The 26,246-nt window shown below is 58.0% G+C and carries 20 protein-coding genes, 1 rRNA gene and 1 other annotated feature (1 of these 22 running past the window's edge); of the genes, 10 read left to right on the top strand and 11 right to left on the bottom strand.

Annotated features, from left to right (window positions below; genetic code table 11):
- Positions 1-164, top strand: a sequence feature (most likely nonfunctional fraction of RNA operon); it begins 240 nt to the left of the window's first position.
- Positions 165-287: 123 nt separating this feature from the next.
- A 5S ribosomal RNA gene (gene rrf, locus LEPTO7104_RS0124635) occupies positions 288-404 on the top strand.
- Between the two features lie 87 nt (positions 405-491).
- Here rrf and LEPTO7104_RS0124630 read toward each other — a convergent pair.
- On the bottom strand, positions 492-899 hold the full coding sequence (locus LEPTO7104_RS0124630; protein ID WP_017301258.1) for a hypothetical protein: 408 nt from the start codon (positions 897-899) through the stop codon (positions 492-494).
- A gap of 275 nt (positions 900-1,174) precedes the next feature.
- Here LEPTO7104_RS0124630 and LEPTO7104_RS37335 point away from each other — a divergent pair, with 275 nt between their 5' ends.
- Both LEPTO7104_RS37335 and LEPTO7104_RS0124620 read left to right on the top strand, forming a co-directional pair.
- Positions 1,175-3,388: a pentapeptide repeat-containing protein gene (locus tag LEPTO7104_RS37335; protein ID WP_083887134.1), complete on the top strand. Its 2,214-nt coding sequence runs from the start codon at positions 1,175-1,177 to the stop codon at positions 3,386-3,388.
- 65 nt (positions 3,389-3,453) lie between these two features.
- Positions 3,454-3,807, top strand: coding sequence for a DUF565 domain-containing protein (locus LEPTO7104_RS0124620; protein ID WP_017301256.1), 354 nt, complete (start codon positions 3,454-3,456; stop codon positions 3,805-3,807).
- On the opposite strand, the gene LEPTO7104_RS0124615 is transcribed toward LEPTO7104_RS0124620, so the two are convergent.
- From LEPTO7104_RS0124615 to LEPTO7104_RS0124595, 5 genes are all read right to left on the bottom strand, one after another.
- Positions 3,804-4,481, bottom strand: coding sequence for a bifunctional 4-hydroxy-2-oxoglutarate aldolase/2-dehydro-3-deoxy-phosphogluconate aldolase (locus tag LEPTO7104_RS0124615; RefSeq protein ID WP_017301255.1), 678 nt, complete (start codon positions 4,479-4,481; stop codon positions 3,804-3,806). The genes LEPTO7104_RS0124620 and LEPTO7104_RS0124615 overlap by 4 nt on opposite strands.
- 137 nt (positions 4,482-4,618) lie before the next feature.
- On the bottom strand, positions 4,619-5,434 hold the full coding sequence (locus LEPTO7104_RS0124610) for an ABC transporter permease (RefSeq protein WP_017301254.1): 816 nt from the start codon (positions 5,432-5,434) through the stop codon (positions 4,619-4,621).
- A gap of 41 nt (positions 5,435-5,475) precedes the next feature.
- A complete protein-coding gene (locus LEPTO7104_RS0124605; protein WP_017301253.1) occupies positions 5,476-6,330 on the bottom strand; it encodes an ABC transporter permease in 855 nt (284 codons plus the stop codon).
- Positions 6,331-6,404: 74 nt separating this feature from the next.
- The gene (locus tag LEPTO7104_RS0124600; RefSeq protein WP_026073050.1) at positions 6,405-7,712 is read right to left on the bottom strand and encodes an ABC transporter substrate-binding protein; all 1,308 of its coding nucleotides are present in this window, start codon (positions 7,710-7,712) and stop codon (positions 6,405-6,407) included.
- 100 nt (positions 7,713-7,812) lie between these two features.
- Complete coding sequence (locus tag LEPTO7104_RS0124595) at positions 7,813-8,988, bottom strand: ABC transporter ATP-binding protein (RefSeq protein WP_017301251.1); 1,176 nt, start codon at positions 8,986-8,988, stop codon at positions 7,813-7,815.
- 573 nt (positions 8,989-9,561) lie between these two features.
- Here LEPTO7104_RS0124595 and ptsP point away from each other — a divergent pair.
- From ptsP to LEPTO7104_RS0124565, 6 genes are all read left to right on the top strand, one after another.
- Positions 9,562-12,012: a phosphoenolpyruvate--protein phosphotransferase gene (gene ptsP, locus LEPTO7104_RS0124590; protein WP_017301250.1), complete on the top strand. Its 2,451-nt coding sequence runs from the start codon at positions 9,562-9,564 to the stop codon at positions 12,010-12,012.
- Positions 12,009-12,950, top strand: a complete 942-nt coding sequence (pfkB, locus tag LEPTO7104_RS0124585; RefSeq protein ID WP_017301249.1) for a 1-phosphofructokinase — start codon at positions 12,009-12,011, stop codon at positions 12,948-12,950. Before ptsP ends, pfkB begins: the two co-directional genes overlap by 4 nt.
- 196 nt (positions 12,951-13,146) lie before the next feature.
- Positions 13,147-14,946, top strand: a complete 1,800-nt coding sequence (locus LEPTO7104_RS0124580; RefSeq protein ID WP_017301248.1) for a PTS fructose-like transporter subunit IIB — start codon at positions 13,147-13,149, stop codon at positions 14,944-14,946.
- Between the two features lie 303 nt (positions 14,947-15,249).
- Entirely contained in the window at positions 15,250-16,941 is a 1,692-nt protein-coding gene (gene bicA, locus LEPTO7104_RS0124575; RefSeq protein ID WP_017301247.1) for a bicarbonate transporter BicA, read from the top strand.
- 130 nt (positions 16,942-17,071) lie between these two features.
- The gene (locus LEPTO7104_RS0124570; protein WP_155523760.1) at positions 17,072-17,707 is read left to right on the top strand and encodes an HD domain-containing protein; all 636 of its coding nucleotides are present in this window, start codon (positions 17,072-17,074) and stop codon (positions 17,705-17,707) included.
- A 111-nt stretch (positions 17,708-17,818) separates the two neighbouring features.
- Positions 17,819-18,019: a hypothetical protein gene (locus tag LEPTO7104_RS0124565; RefSeq protein WP_017301245.1), complete on the top strand. Its 201-nt coding sequence runs from the start codon at positions 17,819-17,821 to the stop codon at positions 18,017-18,019.
- A gap of 495 nt (positions 18,020-18,514) precedes the next feature.
- Here the strand turns inward: LEPTO7104_RS0124565 and crtO are convergent, their stop codons facing one another.
- The 3 genes from crtO to LEPTO7104_RS0124545 all read right to left on the bottom strand — a co-directional run bounded on the left by crtO (position 18,515) and on the right by LEPTO7104_RS0124545 (position 21,834).
- On the bottom strand, positions 18,515-20,185 hold the full coding sequence (gene crtO / locus LEPTO7104_RS0124555; protein WP_017301244.1) for a beta-carotene ketolase CrtO: 1,671 nt from the start codon (positions 20,183-20,185) through the stop codon (positions 18,515-18,517).
- Between the two features lie 324 nt (positions 20,186-20,509).
- Positions 20,510-21,034: an orange carotenoid protein N-terminal domain-containing protein gene (locus tag LEPTO7104_RS0124550; protein WP_017301243.1), complete on the bottom strand. Its 525-nt coding sequence runs from the start codon at positions 21,032-21,034 to the stop codon at positions 20,510-20,512.
- Positions 21,035-21,375: 341 nt separating this feature from the next.
- Positions 21,376-21,834 (bottom strand): DM13 domain-containing protein, encoded by a 459-nt coding sequence (locus LEPTO7104_RS0124545; RefSeq protein ID WP_017301242.1) that lies wholly within the window; start codon positions 21,832-21,834, stop codon positions 21,376-21,378.
- 280 nt (positions 21,835-22,114) lie between these two features.
- On the opposite strand from LEPTO7104_RS0124545, the gene LEPTO7104_RS0124540 reads away from it, so the two are divergent.
- A complete protein-coding gene (locus tag LEPTO7104_RS0124540; RefSeq protein ID WP_017301241.1) occupies positions 22,115-23,035 on the top strand; it encodes a LysR family transcriptional regulator in 921 nt (306 codons plus the stop codon).
- A gap of 263 nt (positions 23,036-23,298) precedes the next feature.
- On the opposite strand, the gene LEPTO7104_RS0124535 is transcribed toward LEPTO7104_RS0124540, so the two are convergent.
- On the bottom strand, positions 23,299-23,478 hold the full coding sequence (locus tag LEPTO7104_RS0124535; RefSeq protein ID WP_017301240.1) for a hypothetical protein: 180 nt from the start codon (positions 23,476-23,478) through the stop codon (positions 23,299-23,301).
- Between the two features lie 604 nt (positions 23,479-24,082).
- Positions 24,083-26,020: a sulfite reductase, ferredoxin dependent gene (gene sir, locus LEPTO7104_RS0124525; protein WP_026073047.1), complete on the bottom strand. Its 1,938-nt coding sequence runs from the start codon at positions 26,018-26,020 to the stop codon at positions 24,083-24,085.
- Positions 26,021-26,246: the final 226 nt, after the last annotated feature.

Raw genomic sequence — 26,246 nt, 5'->3', positions numbered from 1 at the left:
TAAGTGCGGAGTGGATAACCGCTGAAAGCATCTAAGTGGGAAGCCCACCTCAAGATGAGTGTTCCCATGGCATAAGCCAGTAAGGTCACGGGTAGACCACCCCGTTAATAGGCGCTAGATGGAAGTCCAGTAATGGATGTAGTCGAGGCGTACTAACAGACCGAGGGCTTGACCTCATTACTCCTTCAATCAATCAACCAAAATGGCTGTGCGTACAGCCGCAACACTTCTCTCTATTCAGTTCCTCAAGGAACTTAAACAATCCAATATTAAAGCTCTTAAGCTTTCCTGGTGTTTTTGGCGCTGTGGTCCCACTCTGACCCATCCCGAACTCAGTCGTGAAACGCAGCTGCGGCGAAGATAGTGAGGGGGTTGCCCCTTGTCAAAATAGCTCGATGCCAGGTTCTTACTCGAACACCCTCTAGCCAAAAGGCTAGAGGGTGTTTCCGTTTGGGATCCAAGACTATTTCTTGTACTTTAGCTATAGCGGGTTAGTTTTCCTGGATAGTGAGGGTATAGGTGGTGGGCGTCTGGCTGCTGTTGCCGATAAAGAATGAGTAGGTACCTTGGTTAAGTAGGCCTGGCGCGTTGATGCTTCCATCCCCCCCGGTGTGGCACTCGCTGAAGCCATTGCTGCCTTGTATAAACAGGGTAAGGCCACTGGTTCCACTGACGGAGATGTCTACGGCGGCAAAGTCTTGGGTAACTTGCAGAATTTGAACCGCGCTGTTGCTAAGAACGCCACAGCTGGATGGTTGGCTGGGATTAACTGAACCGCTAGCCTGTACGGCCTGACTCAGAGGAGTTTGAGCAACGGGCTGAGCTGAGGCAACGCCAGCGCCGAGAGCCAGGGTGAAGGCGGCAGTGGGCAAAATAAAGGATTTAAGCAGAGATTTCATGGCGTGCCCTCCTCGCTAAGCAGATTTTTTGTATGTACCAATACTATCTAGAAGATCTGGTGAGTGTGACAGTAAATGTGACAGATTTCAATGTGCCTGGCTGGTTGGGGTTTTCACTGAAGTTCTGATTGGAGATTGAGGCCTAAAATTTACCAGAATGGAACGCCTTAGCTATTATGTAGGGCAATTGTGCTGGCAAACTGGGGCTGCTCGATCTGGCGGTTGCTGCCGGGTAATCTCAGATTTTTCGGCGTCTGAATTGTTTTGGGTTTTCCATGGCGCAGACTTCTCATTCTCAGCCGATTTCAGCTCAGGTGTCTGCTGATCGGATGTCGGGGCGACTGTCGACTTCTCGGAATCTGGCTCTGCGGCGATTGGCGGCCTGGGGATTAGAGCTTGGCTTGCTGGTAGGTAGCGTGGCTATACCCTGGAGCTTGGGAGAAGTGGCGCGACAGCATGCCACTGCAAAAACGGTGCCGCTCAACGTCGGAGTGGTTGTGGCCCGGAGCGCGATCGCTCGTCCTTTAGGCCTGCCTCGCTATCGGCTGGTGACCGAGGTGCCGATCCTGACCAATATTTTATGGTTTAGCGCACTGGTGTTGCCGGTAGCTGTTGCGGGCAGCTACATCTATGGCCTAGCTACCTGGGGCAAAACCTGGCCCAAGGCTTTACTAGGTTTACAGGTTGTGGATCAGCGGCGACCGGTACCTGGGCTGCGAGCAATTCTAGGGCGAGAGGCGGGTAGATGGGGTGTGCCTGCGATTGGGGCCTACGCTCTCTGGCTAGTGAGTGGGGCATTTCCAAATTTACTGCTGCTGGGCGGACTGACTGTGGTCTGTACCGTTGGTCTTGCCGCGTTGAGACAAAGATACTCACCCTACCAAGCCTGGTATGACCGCATGGTGGGAACCCGTGTTGTGTTACTGCTGGGGGGACTGCTGCCTATCCGCTCTAGCCCTCACGGCGAGACTAGTTTTGAAGGTCACGTGCCACCTGGCCATGGCGCTACCCCTCTATCTCTAGCGGCAGCACCCCTGGTGGGTCTAACTACGGAAGAATATGGGGGACTGACTGCGATCGTGCTTTCTCCTGCGGATTCGGCTCAGATATTAGGACCCAAGGACTGGCGGCAGCACCTGCCTGTGGTGGGTAGTGTGCTGGCTGGGATGGTGTTTCTGGCGGGCATTGGGGCGCTATGGCTAGATCGGCGACTACCGTCTGCTAAGGGCAATGAAGACGCTCTGTTTTTGGCCCTGGTGGAGAATCTCAGCCGCCGGGCGACCTCATTTAGCGATCGCCAGGCGGCCGCATTGGCTCTAGCCAGCACCCAAGATCCCCGCGCCATACCGCTGCTGGTTGACATGCTGGCTCAAACCGGTGATCCCAGCCTGCTGGATACGTTGCAGCAGGCCCTGGTGACCCTTGGCCCTCCAGCAATTCCGCCATTGCAGCGGTTGAATCTCGCCCTGGCCAACGATCTGCTGGCGTTGCCCCCAGACCAACAGCTAGGTACTCAGATGCGTCAGCGGGCGGTGAAGCGGACCTTGGCCAAAATTTTGGTGCTGCACAACGGCAGTCTTAACGGCGTAGACCTGAGTGGCACTAACCTCGGGTCCGTAGTTGAAAGCCCCGATGCCTTTACCCTGGTACTGGAGCAGCAGAACTTAGCAGGGATAGTTTGGCGCAACGCGGTACTCTCAGGGGCGCGTTGCCGTAAGGCCAAGTTTTTTGCGGCGGGAGCGGATGGCCACAGCGATACTTTTGATGATTGGGTGACTGACTTCAGTGGCTCAGATCTAACTGAAGCTAGTTTGGTGGCAGCTCAGCTACAGTACACGATTTTTCGCAACACAAGCCTGCTGCGGGCCAATCTCAGCAATGCTGTTGCTTCCTACGCTGACTTTTCTGGGGCCAATGCCAGCAGCGCCTGGTTTATTGCTGCCGATGTTCACAATGGCGCTTTTAAGGGCACGAGCCTGGTGGGAACCGACTTTACGGATGCCAATCTGACGCAGTCGAATTTAGTAGAAGCCCGTCTGCGTCAGGCCACTCTAATTGCCACGCAGCTGACGGCGGCCAATCTAACCCAGGCTGATTTGAGTGAGGCTAACCTAAACGAGGCGGATTTGACCACAGCCAACCTGAGCCAGGCCAACCTGAGTAATGCTCGGTTGCAGGGAGCTGACCTGAGTCAAGCTAATCTGGAGGGGGCTAATTTAGCGGGCGCTAACCTAGAGGGAACGCTGCTGACTGGGGCTAATCTGGCGGGTGTGAATTTAGCTGGGGCGCAGTTTTTTGCCCCTGAGCGATCGCAGGGGGATGATTTTGTCGCTAGGGCGGCTGAACCCGATACTGGGAGCGCGCTAGCAGGGGTAGACTTTTCTAAGACTCTAAACCTCCAGGCTGATCAGCTGGAGTATATTTGCGCTCAAGGGGGCATTCACCCGGCCTGCCGCAGCGGTGTCAGTGCTGGCGGCGACGCGGGGTAGCGGTGCAGTAGCCATGAATTGATTGGAAGAATTGGATTTCAGGCCGTATTTCGAGGGGTTGACTGATGCAGCGCACCCGTTTGAGTACCTTGATAGACGATCTGGGCGATCAGCTGAGTCTGTGGCTGGTTAACCCCTGGCGGCGGGTTTCTTTGGTACTGATTAGCCTGCTGCTGGGCTATTTTTGCGCTGTGTCGCTGGCGGCGATCGCAGGCCAGGCCGCCGTACAGGATACGACGGTATCGGCAATTTTGGTGCTGGCAGCGGAATTGGTAAACTGGCTAGTATATAGTCGACGCTGGCGCGATCCAGAACTGCTTAAAAAGGTACCTAAGCCCCTCTGGATTGACTGCCTCAACAGTTTTAAGATTGGCGCCGTCTATGGCCTTTGCCTAGAAGCCTTTAAACTCGGCAGCTAAAAAGGCGCGGCGATCGCGTCTGAATACGGCTTGACAGCTACGGCCCCAAGGCTTGCTGTTAAGCGATTGGACAGGGCAGTAACGGCGCTCCAGCTGCGATCGGACACCGCTGGCTGGGGAAATAGCCCGGTGGAGATGCCCACTGCGATCGCCCCTGCCTCGACCATGGCAGCGGCGTTTTCCACTGACACGCCCCCGGTGGGGACTAGGGGAATGTGGGCCAGCGGGCCTTGGAGGCTGCGAATATAGCTGGCTCCCCCCACGGCGCTGATGGGAAACACCTTAACGGCGCTGGCCCCTGCCTGCCAGGCGGCCACAATTTCGCTGGGGGTAAGGGCACCGGGAACGATGGGGATGGGGAGCGCCTGGGCGGCCTGAATTAGGGCCTGGTTGGTATGGGGACAAAAGCAAAACTGCGCTCCGGCCTCAGCGGCATGCTCGAGGTCAGCAATGGCTAAGACTGTGCCAACGCCGATACAGCAGTGAGGCAGCTGCTGTATCAGCTCGCCGACCAGGCGATCGGCATCGGTGCTGTTCCAGGTAATTTCGATCAATCGAATACCGCCAGCTTCAGCTGCTCTCGCCAGGTGTAGGCCCTGCTTGACTTCGGTGCTGCGAATGACAGCGATCGCCCGGTGCCGCCGCAGCAAGGCTAAAAAAGATTTTCTGTCCATGGGCCTATCCTAATCGGGTCGGCCAAGGGATGGGGCGATCGCGGCGTGTTTTTAAACTGACTTACTAAATTTTGGATTTTAGAAAGCGGCGGCGAGGGGCCAAAATCCAAAATCGCCAATTCAAAATCTAAAATCCCCTACGCCTTGCCTCGCTGGCGTTTGACCACCGCCGAGTAGGTGAAGAAGGCAATTAAAATGAGCGAGGCCGAAAACAGCGTCGTCAGCGTGCCCAGGGCGTAGAGGGCCGGAGAGGTGACGTTGGTGGTCATGCCAAAAATTTCTAGCGGCAGAGTGTTGCTCTGACCCGACACCAGCGACGTGCGGGTAAATTCGTCGTAGGAGAGGGTAAACGTGAGTAGGCCCACCCCCAACAGACTGGGGGCAATTAAGGGCAACACTATCTCCCAAAATGTCTTGGGATCGCTGGCCCCCAGGTCGCGGGCCGCCTCTTCGTAGGAGGGGTTAAAGCGGTTAAAAATGCCCAGCATAATCAAAAAGGCGATCGGGAGCGTCCAGGTCAGGTGCGCCCCTAGGCCTGAGCTAAACCAGTTCGTTGGCCAGCCCATCACCTGAAACACCACCCCAATGCCCAGAGATACTAGAATGCTCGGCACAATCAGGCTGGCGACAGTCATATAAAAAATTATTGTGGAGCCCCTAAACCGCTGGCGAAAGCCCATACTGGCCAGCACCGAAGCCGTAATGGTAATGGCCATGACGGCAATGCCTAGGGTAAGCGATCGCGCAAACGGCTCGATAAAATTTCCCACCCGCTGCTCTTGAAATACCTGGCCCAGCCAATAAAAACTAAAGCCCCTCATCGGGAAGGTCAACCCTCCATCGGGTCCCTGGAGCGACAGCATAAAAATGGTTATCATCGGGCCGTAGAGGAACAGCACGAACAGGCAAAAAAAGACCAGCAGCACGTAAAAGGAAAGAGAGCGTTTTTGCATGGGTGGTTAGTGAGAGTATGAACTGGTAGACCTATGACGACCTATAACTCTTTGCGAATATCCAGCACCCGCAAAATCGAGACAATGATCAGCATGGTTACCGCCAGCAGCACCATGGCATTGGCTGCGGCCAAAGGATACTGCAAACTGCCGATCTGAGTTTGAATTAGCTTTCCTACGGAAGCCGACTGGCCGCCTCCCATCAGGCGAACCGTCACAAACTCACCCATAATCAGGGTGACGATAAAGATCGAACCAATGGCAATGCCCGGCGCTGACAGAGGCAAAATGACTTCTTTAAAGACCTGAACCCCTGAAGCGCCCAAGTCTTCGGCGGCAGTCACCAGGGATCGCTCAATACGCATCAAACTATTAAAGATCGGCGCAATCATAAAGATGATGTAGAGGTGCACCATTCCCAGCACCACCGCAAAGTCGGAGTAAAGCAAAAATTCCAGCGGCTGCTGAACCAAGCCAGTACCCATCAGCATCTGGTTTACTAGCCCTTCCCGACCCAGCAGCGGAACCCACGAAATCATACGAATGATATTGGAGGTCCAAAAAGGGATAGTGCATAGTAAAAACAGCAAAATCTGCCACTCTAGCTTTGGCACATGGAAAGCCAAGAAATAGGCCACCGGGTAGCCAATTAGCAGTGTTGCTACCCACACCATGCCTAAAAACTTGAAGGTGTTCAGGTAGGTTTTGAAGGTGACGCCGGTTAAAATTCCCCGATAGTTATCTAGAGTAAAAGCCGGCGTCATGGAGTAGCCATTAAACTCCCAAAAGCTCACTACCCCAATCATCAAGATCGGGAACACCAAGAACATTAGAAATATCAATGTCTGCGGTGTGATCAGCGCATAGGGCTTGAGCGTTTTCCAGGTTTCAGACATAGGGGAGGGAGAGTGATGGAGTAGTGGGGCGATGCGTAGAGGCGCAATGCATTGCGCCTCTACGCCGAATCAAATTACGAGGCAATAAACTCGTTCCACTTCTGCACCAGGTAGGTATTTTCTTCCATGGTGGAGTTCCAGCAAACGATATTGCCAAAGCGCTCTTCAAAGGAGCCGCCGTCGCGGACGGCACCGGCCTTCGCCAGGGTTTTGCCAAAGGGGTCAACCATATCCTCGGTGGCGGGCTTGCCTTCATACCAGAAGGCCCACTCAGCCTCAGACATGAACTTTTTGGCGGTTTCGGGGGCAGCGCTGTAGTAGCCCTGGCGACCGAGGAATGCGCCTACCCAGCCGTCGAGCATCCAGTTCATGTAGTCGTAGGCGGCGTCGAGCTTGATACCCTCTAGATTTTTTGACAGGCCAAGGCCGCCGCCCCAGCCCCGGTAGCCCTCCTTGAGAGGGGCGTAAATGCACTCGATACCCTTAGCCTGGACGGCGGTGACGGCGGGGGACCACATCGATTGCAGCACCACTTCTCCAGAACTCATCAGGTTGACCGATTCGTCAAAGGTTTTCCAGAAGGCCCGAAACTGACCTTTGGACTTTTGCTCTTTGAGAATATCGATAATTTGATCGATTTCAGCTTTGGTCATGTTGCCTTTGTCGGCAAAGGTCATTAGCCCCAGCGCTTCGGCAACCATGGCCGCATCCATAATGCCGATCTGCGGAATGTCGAGGATGGCAGTTTTGCCCTTGAAGCCTTCGTTGAATAGCTCGCCCCAGCTCTTGATTTCGCGCCCTACCAGGTCAGGGCGATAGCCCAGGGTATCGGCATTGTATTGGAAGGGAATTAGGGTAGCGTACTCGGTTGGAGTGGCGGAAAATTCCTTTGAGTCGGGGCCGGTGAGGTACTGCACCTTATAGGGAGACGTACCCTGGGACTTTTCAACCGGCATGCCTTTAAATTCACCGGTTCTAAAGTAAGAGACAATTTTGTCGTAGTTGGTAATGCGGTTGATGTCGATAGGCTGGAGGTTGCCGGAGGGGATGACCAGGGGCAGGCTGAAGTACTCACCGTCAAAGATGTCGTACTGGCCGGGCTGGGTGATGGCGATCTGGTTATTTTCTTCGGTGCTGAGGGCGCGCATGTCGAACTTAAAGCCCAGGTCTTCTTGGGCTTTGTCGCGAATGTCGTTAATTTGCGATACGCCAGTGCCAATTAGCCGCAGGGTGACGTCTTTACTCTGGTTGGCATTGACTTCGGGGCCGGGGGCTGGGTTGTTGGGAGTACCCTTGGGGGCCGAAGCACAGCGGGTAGCGGTGAGGAATGCGCCCGCAGCAAGGCCGGTACGCATGACTTGGCGACGAGAAAACTTACCCATGGTTAGCAATTCAGTTCAGTAACGACGAAGGGGAAAGAGATGGTGGAGGAGAACGCTGGAGTAATCTGCCCTGGCCCGTAGGTCAGCCCACTGAGCCAGACTAGTGAGGCAGAAAAACGCAGTCGGTGGCGGCCCAGTCGAGGGCGACTACCTGCCCCTCGGCAAAGGCGGTGGTGAGCCAGTCGGGGGTGCGGACTTTGTAGAGCACCTCTAGGCCTCCCCGCTCGAGCACCAGGGAGACACGGGTGACATAGCCGGTAAACTCAACGGCGGTAATGCGGGCGGTGACCCGGTTGGTGGCGGGGCCACAGGCTGACTGCTCAGCTTCTGCAAGGGATTTGATCTGCATTAGGTCGGCGCGGATGGAGCAGGCGGCCTCGCTGCCGACCTGGGCGTAGTCGCCCAGGCACAGCAAGGTACCGAGACCAGGTACGTCGATTTGAATCAGCTGGCTCTGGGTGTCTTGCACAGCGCTGGTGACGGTGCCCGCAAAAATATTGTTGTCGCCGGTGAAGCGGGCCACAAACCTGGAGAGGGGCCGCGAAAAAATCTCGGCGGGGGTGCCCACCTGGTCTACTCGACCGTGATCCATAACCACAATTTGGTCGGAGAGGGAGTAGGCTTCGTCCTGGTTGTGGGTGACCTGGAGAAAGGTCATGCCAAACTGGCGCTGGAGCTTGCGCAGCTCGCCTCGGGTTTTCACCCGCAGCGATTCGTCGAGGGCGCTGAGGGGTTCGTCGAGCATGAGCACCTGGGGGCGGGTGACCAGGGCGCGAGCCAGGGCGACTCGCTGCTGCTGACCGCCGCTGAGCTGGGCGGGCTTGCGATCGCTAAACGAGGTCAGCCCCACAATCTCTAACATTTCGCCCACCCGCCTGCGCCGCTCGTCGAGGGGGAAGCCCCGCATTTTGAGGCCAAAGTCGACGTTGTTCCACACGGTTTTGTGGGGAAACAGCGCGTAGTTTTGGAACATCATGGCGGTGTTGCGCTCGGTGGCGGGCAGGCCGTTGATGCGCGTATCGCCGATGTAAATGTCGCCTTCGGAAATGTCTTCGTGGCCCGCAATCATGCGCATGGTGGTGGTTTTGCCGCAGCCGCTGGGGCCGAGCAGACAGGTGTAGGACCCGGCCGGAATGTCGAGGGTAATATTTTGTACGGCAACAAATGAGCCGTACTTCTTCGTGACATCGCGCAGGGAGACCCCCTTTGCCTCGGCCTGAAGATCCTCAGGAACCGCCTCGACCGCTAATACGGGTTCCGTTTTTACGTCTTGCATGGTGGGCCTGCTGATTGCGTTTAATTTCTGGTTGCGCTTACTTTAAAAGGTAAAAACTTAGCTACCTGATGCTACTTCTACCTCAGCCTTAGTCAGATTCACTTATAGAATTCTCAACCAATGCACACTGTATGCAACGATACATTTTGATTTCAGGGATGAAGCGGACTAGCATTAAGTTGTGTAAATAACTGGATCGGGAAGTAGCCGACCGAAGGGATCTACTTCAGCGCAGGGTTCGCGTTTTTGCGGCGGGTTTGGAATATTTGGGCATGACTCAAAAGTTTGGGCCATTTTCTGCGGCAGGCTACAAAACTTAAGGCGATGTCTAAGGAAATATAACGAACTCTGCTCAGGTAACGCCCCATCTTGAACAATTAAAGCGTAGGGGAACCCGTGACAGGTGTTGATCTCCGGCCCGGAAGTGGCGCAATTTCGGGCAGTTTTTCTGCGTTTTGTGCTGTGTTTTCGTGCGCTGATGCCAGCTTCAGGTCAGATCGGCAGGTTTGCTGCCGAATAGGGCTCTACTGCTGACCCTGGCCAGGCCCAATTACCCCATCGAGAGACTGTTCCATGATTAACCTAACGCCGGAGGATGTGCGGCTCAAGGCGATCGCCCGCAGCAAAGAAGACGCGATTCGCCAGGCCGGAGAACTGCTGGTGGCGAGTGGGCACATTCAACCTGGCTATATCGATAGCATGCAGCTGAGGGAGACCCAGGCCAACACCTACCTGGGCAACAGCATTGCCATTCCCCACGGGCAGCCTGCCCAGCGCGACCTGATTTTGACCACGGGCATTGCGGTGGTGCAAATTCCCGCTGGGGTGGAGTGGAACCCCGGTGAGGTGGTGCGGCTGGTGGTGGGCATTGCGGCGAAATCCGACGAGCATCTGCAAATTCTCACCAACCTTACCCACGTGCTAGATGACCCTGCCGCTGTGGACCAGCTGGTGGAGACAGGCGACCCACAGGTCATCATCGATCGCCTCACGGGCAAGACCGTTGCCAGCGGTAAAGGGCTGGATACCGAGGGCTTTGACCAGTTTGTCGATCTCACTATCGATGCCCCCACTGGGCTGCACGCCCGACCGGCGACGGTGTTTGCCGACCTGGCGAAGTCTTTTAGTGCCGAAGTGCGGGTGCGCTACGGCGACCAGGTGGCCAACGGCAAGAGCCTGATGTCGCTGCTCAAGCTCGGCGTAGAAAAGGATGGCGTGGTGCGGGTGCTGGCCAGGGGCAGCGATGCCGCCCAGGCGCTGAAAGCGTTGCAGCAGGCGGTAGAAGACGGCCTGGAGGAAGAGGAGGAAGCGGCGGCGACCCCGGCGCTGGAACTGCCCGCGCTGGAGCTGGAGAGCGCTTCGATCGCGGGGGTAGCCGCATCGCCAGGGCTGGCGATCGCCCCCCTGCACCGCTTTTACCGCACCAAGCTGACCTTTGCCGAAACCGCTGCGGATGCCGCTGCCGAGCAGGAGAAGCTAACCGCTGCCATTGCGGGGGCCGATGCTGACCTGGCGGGCCTCTATGAGGTGATCAAGCTGCGATCGGGCAAAGGTAAGGCGGCGATCTTTCAGGCCCACCGCGAGTTTTTGGCCGATCCCGAACTACAGCAGGAGGCGCTGGAGCGTATTCCCCCCAACCACAGCGCCCCCTGGGCCTGGCAGCAGGTGATTGAAGCGAAGGCGAAGGAGCTGGAGGCGCTGGCCGATCCGGTGCTTTCGGGCCGGGCGGCGGACGTGCGCGACGTCGGCCAGCGGGTGCTGGCGCGGCTGGTGGATTCGGCAGAGGCAGGCCAGGGGCTGCCGGAGCATCCCGTGATTTTGATCGCCGATGACCTCACCCCTTCCGACACCGCCGGGCTGGACCCGGAGAAAATTCAGGGGTTCTGTACGGCGGCGGGCGGGGCGACGTCGCACACGGCGATCATTGCGCGATCGCTCAACATTCCCGCCGTGGCGGGGGCGGGCATGGGGATTTTTGATCTGGCGGAGGGGGGAACCGTAATTCTCGATGGCGATCGCGGCCAGCTCTATCCTAACCCCACCCAGGTTGACCTGGAGCGGGCGAAAACAGCTCAGGCAGAACGGGCACAGCTCCGTGACGTCGAGCAGCAGACCCGTTTCCAGCCTGCTATTACCAGCGATGGCTACCGCATTGAGGTGGTTGCCAATATTGGCGGTCCTGCGGACGCAGCCCCAGCGATCAACGCCGGGGCTGAAGGGGTAGGACTGCTGCGCACCGAGTTTCTTTTCCTCAACCGCAGCGCCCCGCCCAGCGAAGACGAGCAGTACGAGGCCCTGCACCAGATGACCCAGGCCCTCAACGGCCTGCCGCTGATTGTGCGCACCCTCGACATTGGCGGCGACAAGCACGTGCCCTACCTGAACCAGCCCGCCGAGGAAAATCCGTTCCTGGGCATTCGCGGCATTCGCCTGTGCCTGGAGCGGACAGATTTGTTTGAAACCCAGCTAAGGGCGATTTTGCGAGCGGCGCGGGGTGGCTACATTCGCGTCATGTTCCCGATGATTGCAACGCTGGAAGACATTTACACCGCTAAGGCCATACTGGCGTCGGTGCGCGATGCGACGGGTGGCCCTCCGGTAGAAATCGGCATGATGGTGGAAGTGCCCAGCGCCGTACTGATGGCGGCAGAATTTGCCCAGGTTGTCGACTTTTTCTCAGTGGGCACCAACGACCTCACCCAGTACCTGCTGGCGATGGACCGGGGCCACCCCACCCTGGCTAAGCAGGCCGATGCCATGCATCCTGCCGTGCTGCGGGCGATTTACCAAACCGTCCAGGGGGCGAAACTGGCGGGCAAGTGGGTCGGCGTCTGCGGCGGGCTGGCGGGCGATCCCCAGGGGGCCAAGATTCTGGCCGGGCTGGGGGTAAAAGAGCTGAGCATGGATATTCCCAGCATTCCCAGGGTCAAGGCGCGGCTGCGGGGGGCGTCGATGAAGCAGATGAAGCGCCTCGCCCAGCGCGCGATCGCCTGTCGCACCGCCGAGGAGGTGCGGGCGCTATGACCCACCCCATCGCTACGGTGACGCTGAATCCTGCGATCGATCAAACCGTCTCAATTCCCAACTTTCAGGCCGACGCGGTGAACCGGGTGGACTGGAAACAAGACGACGCGGGCGGCAAGGGCGTCAACGTCGCCTCGTTCCTGGCCGAGGCGGGCTATAAAACCATCGTCAGCGGTTTTTTGGGCCAGGAAAATGATGCCCTGTTCAACGCTCTGTTTCAGCAAAAAAGCATCGCCGACCACTTTATCCGCCTGCCCGGTGAAACCCGCGTCAACATCAAAATTATCGATGAGGCCCAAGGGCAAGTCACCGATATCAACTACCCTGGCCAGCAGCCCACGGCTAGGGATGTGGCGGCGCTGAAGCATGCGGTCCATGCCCTGGCCCACGTCTGCGACTGGTTTGTCTTCTCCGGCAGCGTGCCAGCGGGCCTGTCCACCAATATCTACGACGAGCTGATTGGCCCCCTCAAGGCCCAGGGCAAAACCGTGGTGCTCGACACCAGCGGCGACGCCCTGCGCTACGGGCTGCCGGCCAAGCCCGACCTGATCAAACCCAATCAGGCCGAACTAGAGGAGGTGCTAAACACCCGCCTGCTCAGCCAGGCGGAGATCGTCGCCGCTGCCCGCGAGCTGATTGAGTCGGGCATTGCCTACGTGGTGGTGTCCATGGGAGCTGACGGGGCGCTGTTTATCGATCGCACCCAGGCCTTCCACGCCCAGCCCCCAGCGGTAGACATCAAAAGCACCGTCGGCGCAGGCGACGCCATGGTCTCTGGCACCGTCGCCGGTCTGCTCAACGGCGAATCGCTGCGCGACTGCGCCACCCTGGCCACCGCATTCTCCATGGGGGCGCTGAGCCAGATCGGCCCCCGCCTGCCGCCCATGGACCAAATTCAGGCCATGCGAAAACAGGTCACCGTCCGGGAGGTGAGCTGATCCTTAGCACGGTACCATCCACCACGAACCCTGGATCAAGGCAAAAAAATACCCGTTACCGTAGGTGGTGCATTGCGGCGCAGGATTGAGTTGAAGGTTGTCCAGAACCTCTGGCCGCGAATGCACCCTACCCGCCCCTCATCTCCCCCACCCTCCCCATCTCCCTCCACCTTTCCACCCTCTACCCAAACCGACCATGACAAAAATTGTTGCCGTTACCGCTAGCGCCGCTGGCGAGGCCCATACCCATATGGCGGCAGAAGCCCTCAAGCGCACCGCCCAGGCCCTGGGTCACGAGCTGATTGCCGAAGCCCAGGGCGGCCCCGTGGCCACAACCCTCCACCCCGACGACATCCAGCGGGCGGAGGTGGTGATTGTGGGGGCTGACGAGCCTGTGGAGCGCGATCGCTTCGGGGGCAAACCCGTCTACGCCGTCTCCACCAGCGAGGCCATTCGCAACACCGAAATGGTGATTCAAAGCGCTGTGGCCCTGGTAGGGCACGGCCCCAGCTTGGGGACAATCAAAACCACCCCCCACCCCCACGACCCCCTACCCGAGGATGCTGCCGCCGAGGCCTCGCCCCCGGCCCAAAAATTCTTCGTCGGCATTACCTCCTGCCCCACGGGTATTGCCCACACCTTTATGGCCGCCGAGGCTCTGAAGCAGGGGGCGGCCAAACTGGGGCACGACATCAAGGTGGAAACCCAGGGTTCCGTCGGCTCCCAAAATACCCTGACCGATGAGGACATTGCCCGCGCCGATGCGGTGATTATTGCCGCCGATACCCATGTCGACCTGTCGCGCTTTGGTGGCAAACGGCTGTACGAGACTTCTACCAAAGCGGCGATTCACGACGGGGCAAACGTCGTGACGGCAGCGATGGATGCGCCAGTGGCTGGCGGCGGCAGTGGCGGCTCGGTCAGCTACGTTGATGAGGTAAACCGAGCCAAGGCCGAGCGCTCAGAAAGCCGCTCTGGTCCCTACAAGCACCTGCTCACGGGGGTCAGCTACATGCTGCCGGTGATCGTGGCGGGGGGATTGATCATCGCGCTCTCCTTCGTGTTCGGCATTAACCCCGAGGAAGGCACCTTTGGCGCCGCCCTCATGCAGATTGGCGGCGGCGCAGCCTTTGCGCTGATTGTGCCGGTGCTGGCGGGCTTTATCGCCTTTTCTATCGCCGATCGCCCCGGCCTTGCCCCCGGCCTGGTCGGCGGTATGCTGGCGGCCAACCTGAACATGGGCTTTTTGGGAGGAATACTCGCAGGCTTTTTGGCGGGCTATGTGGCCAAGTTTGTGCGCGATAAGGTCAACCTGCCCGCCAACTTCGAAGGGTTAAAGCCGGTACTGGTGATTCCGCTGCTGGCCACGCTGATTGTCGGCCTGCTGCTGGTCTATGTCTTTGGCGCGCCCGTGCGGTTCATTATGGACGGCCTGACCACCTACCTGGAAGGGTTGAGCGGCACCAACGCCGTGCTGCTGGGGCTGCTTTTGGGTGCCATGATGGCGGTGGACATGGGCGGCCCCGTCAACAAAGCCGCCTACACCTTTGCGGTGGGCCTGCTGGCCACCAACATCTATGCTCCGATGGCGGCGGTGATGGCCGCCGGGATGACGCCTCCGCTGGGCCTGGCTCTGGCCACCTTCGTATCTAAAAAGCACTTTAATCAGGCGGAGCAGGAGGCAGGTAAAGTGGCTTCGGTCCTGGGTATCTCGTTTATTACCGAGGGGGCGATTCCTTTTGCGGCCAACGATCCGCTGCGAATTTTGCCCGCCTGCATTGCCGGATCGGCGGTGACTGGGGCGCTGTCGATGGCCTTTGGCTGCACCCTGCGCGCCCCCCACGGCGGCATTTTTGTGCTGGCGATACCCAATGCGGTGGAGCATGTGGGGCTATATATTGTGGCGATCGCAGCGGGCACCCTGGTGACGGCGCTGGGGGCTGTGCAGCTCAAGCACTGGTTTCCGCGCAAAAAAGCGATCGCTGAAGCGACCTAGACCCCCGCAACTAGAGCGCCTCAACCTGCCTCAATCTATAGACGCAGCGGCCAGGAAACAGATGAGCTGCCCATCTGCCTTCTGGCCCCAGGTGCAGCAAACTAGGCCTTAGCTACCCCACGCCTTGAGCCCCACGCCACTTGTAGGAAGGTCTAGATTCAGGGCCGCAATGACTAGAAAACCGGCTACGCATCCGATAGGATTTCGGGAACAGCAGCGGTGCAGCGCTTTACTTATATAGATTTCTTGGCTGCAATGTTTTTGCCACTATCCAACTCGGCTTTAGGAGACTAAGCGCTGGCGATGGGCATTACAAATCAAATTGACTCTCACCACCTGCGCGGCGATATCTTTGGGGGCATCACCGCTGCCGTGATTGCCCTGCCGATGGCCCTGGCCTTTGGCGTAGCCTCGGGGGCTGGGGCGGCCTCGGGCCTCTACGGGGCCGTGATTGTAGGATTTTTTGCGGCGCTGTTTGGGGGTACGCCAACGCTGATCTCAGAGCCCACCGGGCCAATGACGGTGGTCTTTACCGCCGTCATCGCTCAGCTGATTGCCGCTGATCCTGAAAACGGCATGGCTATGGCCTTTACCGTAGCCATGCTGGCCGGAGCCTTCCAAATTTTGTTTGGCTTTCTCAAACTGGGGCGCTACATCACGCTGATGCCCTACACCGTTATCTCTGGCTTTATGTCGGGGATTGGCATCATTTTGATTACCCTACAGCTGGGGCCATTTTTGGGCCACCCGACTCCCAAGGGTGGGGTGGTGGGCACCCTCAGGAGCCTGCCCGAAATGGTCAGTACCCTCCACCCGCCGGAGGTAATTCTGGGGGCCTTTACCCTGGCGGTGTTGTTTCTCATGCCCAAGCAGTTTAAGCGCTGGGTGCCGCCTCAGCTGCTGGTACTGGTGGGGGGCACTCTGCTGGCCCTGGTCGTGTTCCCCAATGCCGACCTGCGGCTGATTGGCGAAATTCCCACCGGGCTGCCGTCGCTGCATCTGCCAAACTTTCAGCCCGCCCAGATTCGCACCATGCTGGTCAACGGCCTGGTCTTGGGAATGTTGGGCTGTATTGATGCCCTGCTGACGGCGATGATTGCCGACAGCCTTACCCGCACCCAGAGCGACGCCAACAAAGAGTTGATTGGCCAGGGCATCGGCAACATGATGTCGGGTTTGTTTGGCGGTATGCCCGGGGCTGGGGCCACCATGGGCACCGTGGTCAACATTCAGGCCGGGGGCAAAACAGCCCTCTCGGGCCTGACCCGGGCGGGGATTTTGCTGGTGGTGGTGCTGTGGGCCGCGCCGCTGACCAAAACCATTCCCCTGGCGGTGCTGGCGGGAATTGCGGTCAAGGTCGGCTTCGATATTTTGGACTGGAGCTTTTTGCAGCGGGCCCACAAGGTGTCTTGGAAGGGCACTGCCATCATGTATGGCGTGATGTTTTTGACGGTGTTTGTGGATTTGATTATGGCGGTGGGGGTCGGTGTGTTTATCGCCAACATTCTCACTATCGATCGCCTCAGCAAGCTCCAGTCTGACCAGGTGAAGGCCATCACTGACTTCGACGACGACGTTGCCATGAGCCCTGAGGATAAGGTGCTGATGGACAAAGCCAATGGCCGAGTGCTGGTCTTTCACCTGAGTGGGCCGATGATCTTTGGGGTGGCGCGGGCGATTTCCCAGGAGCAAAATGCCATGGCAGATCACGATGTGCTGGTGATCGATCTAAAGGATGTACCCCACCTGGGGGTAACCGCCGCCCTGGCGATCGAAAGCATAATTAAAGACGCCCACAATGCCGGACGGCAGGTGTTTTTAGTAGGCGCTCGGGGCAAAACCCTGAGCAGGCTGGAAAAACTCGGGGCCTTGCAGTTTGTGCCGTATGCCCACCGGGCTGACACCCGCACTGAAGCCCTGCAATCGTCTTTGCAGCTGTTGAGCGCGATCGACAGCGGAGATTTTGTGCCCAACAGAGTGCGCACCCCGTCGTAGCGGCTCGCCCCTGCGCTTGACCCAACTGCTTTAGCTTCTGTCGTAAAGCCTGGGCCTGGTTAGCCCCGTGGGCGACGCATCATCTTCCGGTTTAGCCTTTGCTCTCTCCCCTATTGGCCTGCTAAAACCCGTGAATCTACAAGCGCGCTGGCTGTCGACCTGGCGGGAGCTAAACCTGCCAGAACCGGAACCGCAGCTGTTTGGCAGGCTGTGCGATCGCTATACAGAATCCCACCGGGCCTACCACACCCTTCAGCACCTGGAGGAATGCTTTTACTGGTTTGACTGCGCCAGCGGTCTGGCCAAAAGTCCTGGGGCAGTGGCGATCGCTCTCTGGTTTCACGATGCGGTTTACGACCCCCATCGTGCCGACAACGAGGAGCGGAGCGCCGCTTGGGCCGTTCAGGCAATTGAGCGCGCTGGGGGCAGTGCCCCCCTCCGGCAGTCAGTTTACGACATGATTTTGGCGACCAAGTATCACGCCGAGCCAACCAGTGAAGATATGCGCCTCTTAATCGATATTGATCTGTCGATTCTGGGTGCTCCGCCGGGCCGGTTTGCGCAGTACGAGGCGCAAATTAGGCAGGAGTATGGCTGGGTTTCTGACCCTGTATTTTGCACCAGGCGGACCAAAATTGTTGAGGCATTTATGGCGCGCCCCTCTATTTTTTCTCTGGATCTGTTCCCGGCTCAGCTAGAGCATCAGGCCCAGCGCAACTTGCAGACCTCATGGTTAACCCTCACCGGCGGAAAAGCCGTTCTCTAGAACTGACGCTGTCTTCCTTTAGGCTAGCGTTACTCCTTTCTAGAGATAGATAAAGATCGGTCGTGGGCCGCTTAATCTATAGAAGAAATCCGCATTAGGAGGCCTTTAATTATGGCTAACTCGAAGTCAGAAGCCGACAATAAAGCTAAGACTCACGAAGAGAAAGATGGGTATAACACTCCCATCGAGCCTTCCCAGCGTCACACCGGCATGTACGAAGCTGGCGATGGCAAAGAAGAAGCTCAACCTGAAGGCGGCAGCAGCAATACTGGCCTGGAGGGTGCGCCCAACCAAGGTACTGAAAAGCGCTAGAGGCTGGACTTTTTAGCAGCTCAGGACGGTTTAGCTAAACGAATAATTCTGCTTCAGGACGCAGGCTCTGCGTCCTGAAGCAGAAACCTCATTTTTGATTATTCTTTTGCTAAGATAATTCTTCGCTGTCAACGGTAATTTGAAGCGATCGCAGTCTCTGCGATCGCTTTTTTTTAACAAAAATAACAGCGGCTTTTACAGCGGCTTTTTTCCTGGCTGACCGACGAAAGCAGTGCTTTGAGGCGGAAATAGCTCTACCATCTAAAGGTAAGGCTACAGACCCTAAGCGCTATGGCAAGACTCGCGGCAGTCCCCCCTGTTTGACTGACAAAATCCTTGAAATCCTTAAGCAGCCGTAGGCTGGGTTAGCGTTAGCGAAACCCAAAAAAACCGTTACTGGTGTCGGGTTTTATCCTCTAAAAACGCTGCGCGAACGCTACGCTTAACACCAACCTACATCAGATCTTTTATCAGTCAGTCAGTCTGAAAACAGAGTTACGATCGCGGCAGCAGCGCCTTGCCAAACTCCTCCAGACGATGCAGCAGCGGTCGCTGGATATGGAGAAACGTGCGGGCGCAGTTGCGGCCCGGTATACCCGAAATAGAGCCGCCGGGGTGGGTGCCCGCCCCGGTCAGGTACAGCCCCTCAACGGGAGTGGTGTAGTTGGCAATTTCCGGCAGCGGCCTAAAGAACACCATCTGGTTTAGGGTCATATCGAGGTGGTAGTAGTTGCCTTTGTAGGCTCCCAGGCGCTGACCCAGTTCGGCAGGGCTTTCGACATTGCGGGCCATAATCGATGACTTGAGGTTGGGAGCGTAGTCGGCCAGCTTGTCAATCACCCGGTCGGCTACGGCGTTCTTGCGCTCGTCGGTCCAGCCTGTTCCGGCTAGACCGTCTGTTGCACCGGCAATTTGGTAGGGGGCGAAGTACTCAATCCAGAGCGTGTGCCGACCCTCGGGGGCCATACTTGGGTCGCGCACGGTTGGCACTACAGCGTAGAGCGAGGGATCCTGGTCTGGAATTTTGCCCACCTCAGGCTCCTGATGGGCAATCTCAACCTGGCGCACCGAATCGGCGATTAGAACAGAGCCCATGAGATAGTCATCCCTGTGCTGATACGCCTCAAAGCGCGGCACCTCCGACAGCGCACAGTCAATGCGCAAAATTGTCTCGTTGTTGTTGACGGTTCGACGCTCCAGGCGGGTCTGGAGTTCAAGCCCTTCGCGATTTAAATCGCCAGCCTCGATCAGCTGGAGAAAGACCCGCCTGGCATCGATGTTGGAGATAACGCCAAGGTTGGCCCGATACTCTCGATTGCCCTGCACCCGCACCCCGACCGCCCTGCCGTTGTCGATTAAGATGCGATCGACGGATTGATCGGTGAGGATGGTGCCGCCTTTAGCTTTCACCAGACGAACCAGCGCTTCAGTCAGCGCCCCGGTGCCGCCTCGGGGGCGCGCCATTCCCGGATTGTGGCGCATCGACATCATCATGCCCCCCACTGAAATAGTCTTTTGGGAAGGGGGCGCGCCAAACTCAGAGGCCAAACGAGCCAGGGGCGCTTTGATAAACTCGGAGTCAAAATATTCGTCGAGAATGTTCTTCGGACTCGACAGCATGGTCCGAATCAGGTCGAGAATGTCGTGGGGCCCCCCCAAAATGCTGAACAGGCTTTGGAGGCTGGCCAAATCGTAGTTGCCCAAAATATCGGCGATCGCCTGGGGTGGCGCGTTGAACACAGGCGTAATGGCTTTGGTTAGCCGCTGCCAAAAATCGATGAACTCGCGATACTTTTCGGCGTCACGAGGGTTAAACCTGGCGATTTCGGCGCAGGTTTTATCGAGGGAGCGATGGGAGAGAAAATATTTGCCGTCGGGGTGGGGGCAAAAGACGGCAGGATCGCAGAACAGATAGTCTAGGCCATACTTCTTGAGCTCCAGCTCCTCGACAACGGGGCCAAGGTGAATAAACTCGTGATCGATCGCGCAGCGGTTGAAGTAAAAGCCGGGGGCTTCCTTGGGCATCAGCTCTTCGGTTGTAGCCGCACCGCCGGGGATAGATCGCTTTTCGAGCAGGGCCACGCTGTAGCCCGCTTTGAGCAGGTAGGCTGCACAAACCAGGCCGTTGTGCCCGGCGCCGATCACGATGACGTCGTAGCTATTCATGGAAATTTGGGAATACAGGTTTGGGAATACAGGCGAGCCGAGGCAGCGGGAACTGCAAGCCCTCTGTCAGAGGGGTGAGAGGCCAATTTCAGTGGACTGCGGCATCGGTTTCCTGGCGGCTGCCGATCGCAAGGGGGCCAGAGCGCCAGGGAGGTGGGGTTTGCCGCTTCTCTGACCGCTAACGTGGAGCGTTTCGCCGCAACAGGTTTCTGCGGGGCGATCGCCCTGGGCCTTGGGTTAACTTGGGCTGGTCGGCAGTAGGTGGCTCAAACACCAGCCCCGACCCTATCAGCAGGGTCGGGGCTGCAAGTGTCGGCGACGGGTCTACAGACTGTCGGTGGTGCCAGTTTCGGCCAGGGGAGGGGGAGCAGTGACACTGCTAAAGCCCATCTGGGTTGCCGCTTCCCGCAGCAGCGAAATCTGCGACTGAAACTCCAGACCCTTGATGTCAGACATAATTTCTTTCACCGGACCTTCTGCCTTGTAGTCGCTGGGCATGCCGACGATCTGGTTGCCCATGGCCTCGGCCCAGCCGTACCACACCAGCAGCTGATTGTTGGCGCTGAGGCCGCCGTAGCGCTGAGATATGTCGCTTTGGTCCTTTCGCACCACCTGGCGCATGGCCTCAAGCTGCTCATCTTCTGAAAGGTCAAACAGCGCTTCGATTAAAGGCTCAGCTAGCTCAGGATCGGCGGCACCGGGGGCAGCGGGGGTGACAGAATCGCCCATGGCCTCGTAGATATAGTAGAGCAGCGCCAGCTTGTCATCTACCCCGAGGGCGTCGTAGCGCTCAAACAGCGCGTCGGTAGATTGCTGAGTAATTTGATTGTGTTGTGTTTCAGAAGCCATAAAGCCGTCCAATGTCGACACTTCACTCTAGGCCGGGGGCCGGGCGGCTCACATCTTTACCAGGAGGGACATGGCACGAGTCGATGGGCAGACAATCGGGAAGTGAAGCCTTGGGTGCCATCTCCTGACTGTCTGGTTCCCAAGGCCCAAACCAGACTCCGCCTCACCCAGATGCGTAGAGGGCGTTTGAAACGTGATCTGCTGTAGCTTTAGCTGCCTGCTGATCCCCCCTGCCCCCCTTAAAAAGGGGGGTCAAAATCCTCGTTTTAAGGGGGCAGGGTAGGGGGATTGAGGGGGATCTTCGCTTTCGCTACAAAAAATAGGACTTTTCAGACATCCTGTTAGATAGGCGCGTAGGCAAAGGTCACATTAAACTGCTGACACCAAATGCCCACGGCCTGGTAATCGTCTATGTTGACCCCCGCCGGAATTAAGTACCGCTGGGCGCCGGAGAAGCTTTGCAGGGGGGCGAGGGTCAGGTAGTCGCCTTCGGCAATCGACACGGGCACCGCTGCCTCTTTATAGAGAATGACTTTTACCGCCGGGCCGCGAGCGGTGTCAAAGGTCTGATCAAACTCCAGGTATTGCTGCCCGTCGGTGGTGACCAGGCGCGCGGTACCGGTGGTGGCGTGGTCTTGCTCTACGGTGACAAACTGGCCTGGGGCCTGGGCTAGGGATACCGCTGAAACCACGGCGGCCAGGGGTGGCTTGGAGCCGATCGCCACCTCTGGCGCAATGCTAACGCCCAGGGCAACAGCGGTGGCGCTCAAGGCCAGGACCGCAAACATCAGGTTTTTCATAGTCTTCATCTCCGTTAGTGGGGTAGTCAACGATTGCTGCCATCATGGGCGGCCCAGGTGAGACTCCGCTGATCTAAATCTGAGCGGCTGGTGAGGAAATTATGAGCCGCAGAGGCGGCTGTTCAGAAAAGCAGGGGGCCAGGGCCGAGGCGATCGCCCTTACCCTGGGGCCGGATGGTCAGTCTGTGAGCGGTTTTAGCTCTCAACCTGCTGTAGTCTCATAGAGATTGCGCCATCGTCTCTAGATTCGGGCGGCATGAGGGATAACCATCAAAACCAGATGAAACTGTCTCAGCTGCGGATTTTAGTCGCCGTGGCCGAGGAAGAGACCTTCAGCGAGGCCGCTCTCAAACTCGACATGTCGCAGTCGGCGGTGAGCCACAGCATTTCGGCCCTGGAGGAGCACCTGGGGATCGTGCTGTTTTCGCGGGGGCGGCACGGCGCGCGGCTGACGCCTGTGGGCGATCGCATCGTCAGCCACGCCCGGATCATTTTGCAGCAGGCCGAGGCCATTGCCGAGGAGGCTGAGCTGGCCCGAGGGCTGAAGGGCGGGCAGGTGCGCATCGCCTCCTTTCGCAGCATTGCCATTCATCTGCTGCCCGATGCGATCGCCCAGTTTAAGCAGCGCCACCCCGACATCGCCGTCAACCTGAGCGAGCACGACAACTACCTCCAGGTCGAAAAAGCCCTGCGGGAGGGCCGCGCCGACATTGGCTTTACCCTCTTGCCCGCCGCCGCCGATCTCGACACCTGGGAAGTGCTCAAAAACGCCTACGTGGCCCTGTTTCCCCCAGACTTTCAGCTGGCCGGGCCGCAGCTGACCTGGGCAGAGGTGGCCCAGCACCCGATGATTATGCCCCCCGCCGATCGCATCATGATGCGCGACGTCTACGACCATGTTCAGGCCCACGGCTACCGGCTCAACGTCGTCTCAGAGGTGGAAACCGATACCACCATCGTCAATTTGGTAGCCCAGGGGTTGGGGGCCACCATTCTGCCCCGCCTGGCCGCCGAGCCGATTCCAGACCGGGTGCAGGTGTTCGACCTGCCTGAACCGCTGGTGCGAATCATTGGCGCCGCCGTTCTGGGCGATGCCCTGCACACCCCCGCTATCTATGCCTTTCTCGACGTCCTCAAGACCCTAAGCGACAATCTGGGCGACGCCCCACTTACCGCCACCACGATCGCAAAGCAAGCCTAGCGCTGACTTGGCCTGCCCTGCGCTCAAATTTTGGTTTGAGCTTCAGTAAAAATACTTAGAGAGCCAATTCCCTGGCCAGTGGCCCCATCTATGGAGCGTTATTTCTAAACCAACATCCCGCCCTTTCGACCGTAAATTTAGCAATCCTTGAAATTTAAATTTCCCCAGGACAAATTTGAGCGCAAAAAAAAGCCCCGCTGTCGGGTTAAGACAGCAGAGGCCATGTCATGTCTGATCGAAGGATGGCGAAAAAACCGGCTGCGCTACGACCCAGAGCCAAACCCTTTGCCCATTTCCAGCCCAAAGCTGGTCAGGGTATCTGGGGTCCAGGTGTCTTTAGCGACAGGGGTTTGGGCAGAATCGGCGCCAAACCCAAAGGCGCCCGCCAGCCAAAGGCCAAGGGCAGCTAGTTTTTGGGTCGTCCAGGCTCTAATTGCAGTCATGGTAGTGCCTCCAATCGCAGGAGTTCTGTAGAAAAGGCGGCTATTTTTGCCACCCCTTGATAGTAAAAAAGCCTGGGGCCGACTACAAAAAGTAGCTTTCATCCTGCCATGAGTAGCTTCGATAGAAACTGTCACTGGCTAAATATTGCGGAATTATACAACTCCGTAAGGGACTGAAAAATACGCTAAACTGTAATAGTAGATACAGAAAATGAAGCCGTTCATCCTGTCTGCCCCCTCAAGAACGCTACCGTAACCGACAGGACGGAAGTAGAGACCCGCTCTCTAAGGAACGAGCCTCAATTATTTTTGCCCTGGGAGGCGAACGATTATGGACACTGCTCTTGTTGCCGGACTTGAAATTATTGCCGCTGTTACCGTGATGACCGTTGTGGTCTGCCCCATGCTGCTGTGGGTACTGCCCAATCGCAGTAACCCCGTCGTCTAGCTTGCCCCCCCCAAGGCCGGGTGCTTAGGGATAAAGCCTAGCTTGGCTGGCAAACCCCAGCAGGCGCCCGGTCTCTTCTTACCCATAGCTAAAAAAGAGGGAATGGATCCATTGATCCATTCCCTCTTTTTTAGCTAATTCCTGGTGCGTCGACCCCTAAGCCCCTGTCTTTTGCATATAAACCGCCAGGGCATCGGCCATGACCTGGGCCATGGGCCGCCCTTCTTTGTCGGCGGTAGCTTGCAGGGTCATAAACAGATCGTGGGAGATACTGAGCCGGTGCCGCCCCTCCTTGGTATGACGGGGGGTGTACTGGTCGGGGTTGTAGCTTTCGGCAAACTGGCGCAGGGCCTCAAACCCAACGCGATCGCAGAAGTCGCCAAAGCTCTCGCCCTTCTTGCGCCCGTCGCGGAAGAACACAAACAGCGGCTCCAGGGTGGCCTCGATGTCGTTGTCGTGCAGGCGCTCCATGTAGGTGCGGGCCAGCCGGGTCTGGTTGGGCGAGCCCCCCAGCCACACCTGGTACGACTCGGGGGCGCTGCCCACAAAGCCCAGCTCGGCCATGTAGGGGCGGGCGCAGCCGTTGGGGCAGCCGGTCATGCGCACCACAAAGTGCTCGTCTTGCAGGCCCAGTTTGGTCAATAGCCCCCGCAGGCGACCCAGCACCGTGGGCATAATTCGCTCGCTCTCGGTCACCGCCAGGCCGCACAGGGGCAGGGCCGGGCAGGCCATCGCGTAGCGCACCAGAGGGTCTAGCTCGGTCTCTTTGACCACGCCGTGGCGGCTGAGAATCGCCTGAATTTCGTCTTTATCGGCGGGCTTGACCTCGTAGAACAGCAGGCTCTGGTTGGGGGTAATCAGTATCGGCAGTTTGAACCGCTGCACGATTTCCCGCAGCGCCGTTTTGAGCTGGAGACCCTGGCGATCGAGAATGCGGCCATTTTCGATGGGTACGCCCACAAACCAGTGGCCGTCGCCCTGCTCGTGCCAGCCCAGGTAGTCGTAAAAGGTCCACTTAGGCAGCTTTTTGAAGGGCTTGAGCGGCTTGCCCAGGTAGGTCTCGACCTGCTGTCGAAAGCGCTCGACGCCCCAGTCGTTGATCAGGTATTTCATGCGGGCGTGGCGGCGGTTGTGGCGATCGCCGTAGTCGCGCTGGGTGGCCACGATCGCCTTCATCAGGTCGTAGATGTCGGCTTTGTCGATGTAGCCGATCTCGTCGGCGACGCGGGCAAAGGTTTCTTCTTTGTTGTGGGTGCGGCCCAGGCCACCGCCAGCCAGCACGTTAAAGCCCTTCAGCTGACCAACCTTGTCGGTAATCACCACCAGGGTGACATCGTGGGTGTAGGCATCGATGGAGTTGTCGCCGGGCACCGTTACCGCACACTTAAACTTGCGGGGCATGTAGTGGGTGCCGTAGATCGGCTCTTCGCTGTTGTGGACGATGGTGCCGTTGCCGTTGCGCTGGCGGGCGGCTACCACGTCGGGGTGCTCCTCAGCACTGAGAAACTTCTCGCCATCCAGCCAAATTTCGTAGTAGGCCTCGGTTTGGGGCCGCAGCAGGTCGGCGATGTTGTTGGCGTACTCCTGGGCAATGCGGTACTCGGGCCGATTTTTGTAGGGGGCGGGCGGAGCCATCACGTTGCGGTTGAGGTCGCCGCAGGCCCCCAGGGTGGACCCCAGGCTGCGCACGATCGCCCCAATGGTGGCCTTCAGGTTTTGCTTCAGCACCCCGTGGAGCTGAATGCCTTGGCGGGTGGTGGCCCGCAGGGTGCCGTTGCCGTACTCATCCGACAGGCGATCGAGGGTGAGATACAGCTCTGGGGAGAGGTACCCGCCGGGGTTGCGGGTCCGCAGCATCATCTGGTAGTCCTTCTCTTGGCCCTTGGCGCGGTTGTCGCGGTTGTCCTGCTGGTAGGAGCCGTGAAACTTCAGAATTTGAATCGCCGATTCAGAAAAGTGATTGGTGTCTTGCAGCAGCTCGCTGGCCACCGGCTCGCGCAAAAAGTGGCTGTTTTCTTTAATCACTTCCACCTTGGAGGGAGTCGGCCCAGGGGTGGAGGAAGCAGGCGTAGATTTAATTGGAGTCTGAACCATAGCGGCAGGCGAATAACCCTTCAAACAGAAAACTTAGACAGAAAGCATAGGCAACAACACCGCAGAGCGGCCTGCGCCCCAGAGACTTGGACGGACGCGATTCACCAATTCTCCGGTAACCCGGTCGGGATTGCGGTGAATGCCCACTTCATCCTACCACCGGATCCAAACGATCGGCCAGCTTGCCAACGGAAATTCACAGTATTAAGAGTGATTACATCGGTGC

Origin of the sequence: Nodosilinea nodulosa PCC 7104, from assembly GCF_000309385.1 — a bacterium.
GTDB lineage: Bacteria > Cyanobacteriota > Cyanobacteriia > Phormidesmidales > Phormidesmidaceae > Nodosilinea > Nodosilinea nodulosa.
This window is presented reverse-complemented; position numbering and strand designations above follow the sequence as displayed.

Excerpts from the sequence above, each read along its gene's own strand:
- LEPTO7104_RS0124630 (WP_017301258.1), bottom strand. The coding sequence starts at position 899 with ATGAAATCTCTGCTTAAATCCTTTATTTTGCCCACTGCCGCCTTCACC.
- LEPTO7104_RS37335 (WP_083887134.1), top strand. The coding sequence starts at position 1,175 with ATGGCGCAGACTTCTCATTCTCAGCCGATTTCAGCTCAGGTGTCTGCT.
- LEPTO7104_RS0124620 (WP_017301256.1), top strand. The coding sequence starts at position 3,454 with ATGCAGCGCACCCGTTTGAGTACCTTGATAGACGATCTGGGCGATCAG.
- LEPTO7104_RS0124615 (WP_017301255.1), bottom strand. The coding sequence starts at position 4,481 with ATGGACAGAAAATCTTTTTTAGCCTTGCTGCGGCGGCACCGGGCGATC.
- LEPTO7104_RS0124610 (WP_017301254.1), bottom strand. The coding sequence starts at position 5,434 with ATGCAAAAACGCTCTCTTTCCTTTTACGTGCTGCTGGTCTTTTTTTGC.
- LEPTO7104_RS0124605 (WP_017301253.1), bottom strand. The coding sequence starts at position 6,330 with ATGTCTGAAACCTGGAAAACGCTCAAGCCCTATGCGCTGATCACACCG.
- LEPTO7104_RS0124600 (WP_026073050.1), bottom strand. The coding sequence starts at position 7,712 with ATGGGTAAGTTTTCTCGTCGCCAAGTCATGCGTACCGGCCTTGCTGCG.
- LEPTO7104_RS0124595 (WP_017301251.1), bottom strand. The coding sequence starts at position 8,988 with ATGCAAGACGTAAAAACGGAACCCGTATTAGCGGTCGAGGCGGTTCCT.
- ptsP (WP_017301250.1), top strand. The coding sequence starts at position 9,562 with ATGATTAACCTAACGCCGGAGGATGTGCGGCTCAAGGCGATCGCCCGC.
- pfkB (WP_017301249.1), top strand. The coding sequence starts at position 12,009 with ATGACCCACCCCATCGCTACGGTGACGCTGAATCCTGCGATCGATCAA.
- LEPTO7104_RS0124580 (WP_017301248.1), top strand. The coding sequence starts at position 13,147 with ATGACAAAAATTGTTGCCGTTACCGCTAGCGCCGCTGGCGAGGCCCAT.
- bicA (WP_017301247.1), top strand. The coding sequence starts at position 15,250 with ATGGGCATTACAAATCAAATTGACTCTCACCACCTGCGCGGCGATATC.
- LEPTO7104_RS0124565 (WP_017301245.1), top strand. The coding sequence starts at position 17,819 with ATGGCTAACTCGAAGTCAGAAGCCGACAATAAAGCTAAGACTCACGAA.
- crtO (WP_017301244.1), bottom strand. The coding sequence starts at position 20,185 with ATGAATAGCTACGACGTCATCGTGATCGGCGCCGGGCACAACGGCCTG.
- LEPTO7104_RS0124550 (WP_017301243.1), bottom strand. The coding sequence starts at position 21,034 with ATGGCTTCTGAAACACAACACAATCAAATTACTCAGCAATCTACCGAC.
- LEPTO7104_RS0124545 (WP_017301242.1), bottom strand. The coding sequence starts at position 21,834 with ATGAAAAACCTGATGTTTGCGGTCCTGGCCTTGAGCGCCACCGCTGTT.
- LEPTO7104_RS0124540 (WP_017301241.1), top strand. The coding sequence starts at position 22,115 with ATGAAACTGTCTCAGCTGCGGATTTTAGTCGCCGTGGCCGAGGAAGAG.
- LEPTO7104_RS0124535 (WP_017301240.1), bottom strand. The coding sequence starts at position 23,478 with ATGACTGCAATTAGAGCCTGGACGACCCAAAAACTAGCTGCCCTTGGC.
- sir (WP_026073047.1), bottom strand. The coding sequence starts at position 26,020 with ATGGTTCAGACTCCAATTAAATCTACGCCTGCTTCCTCCACCCCTGGG.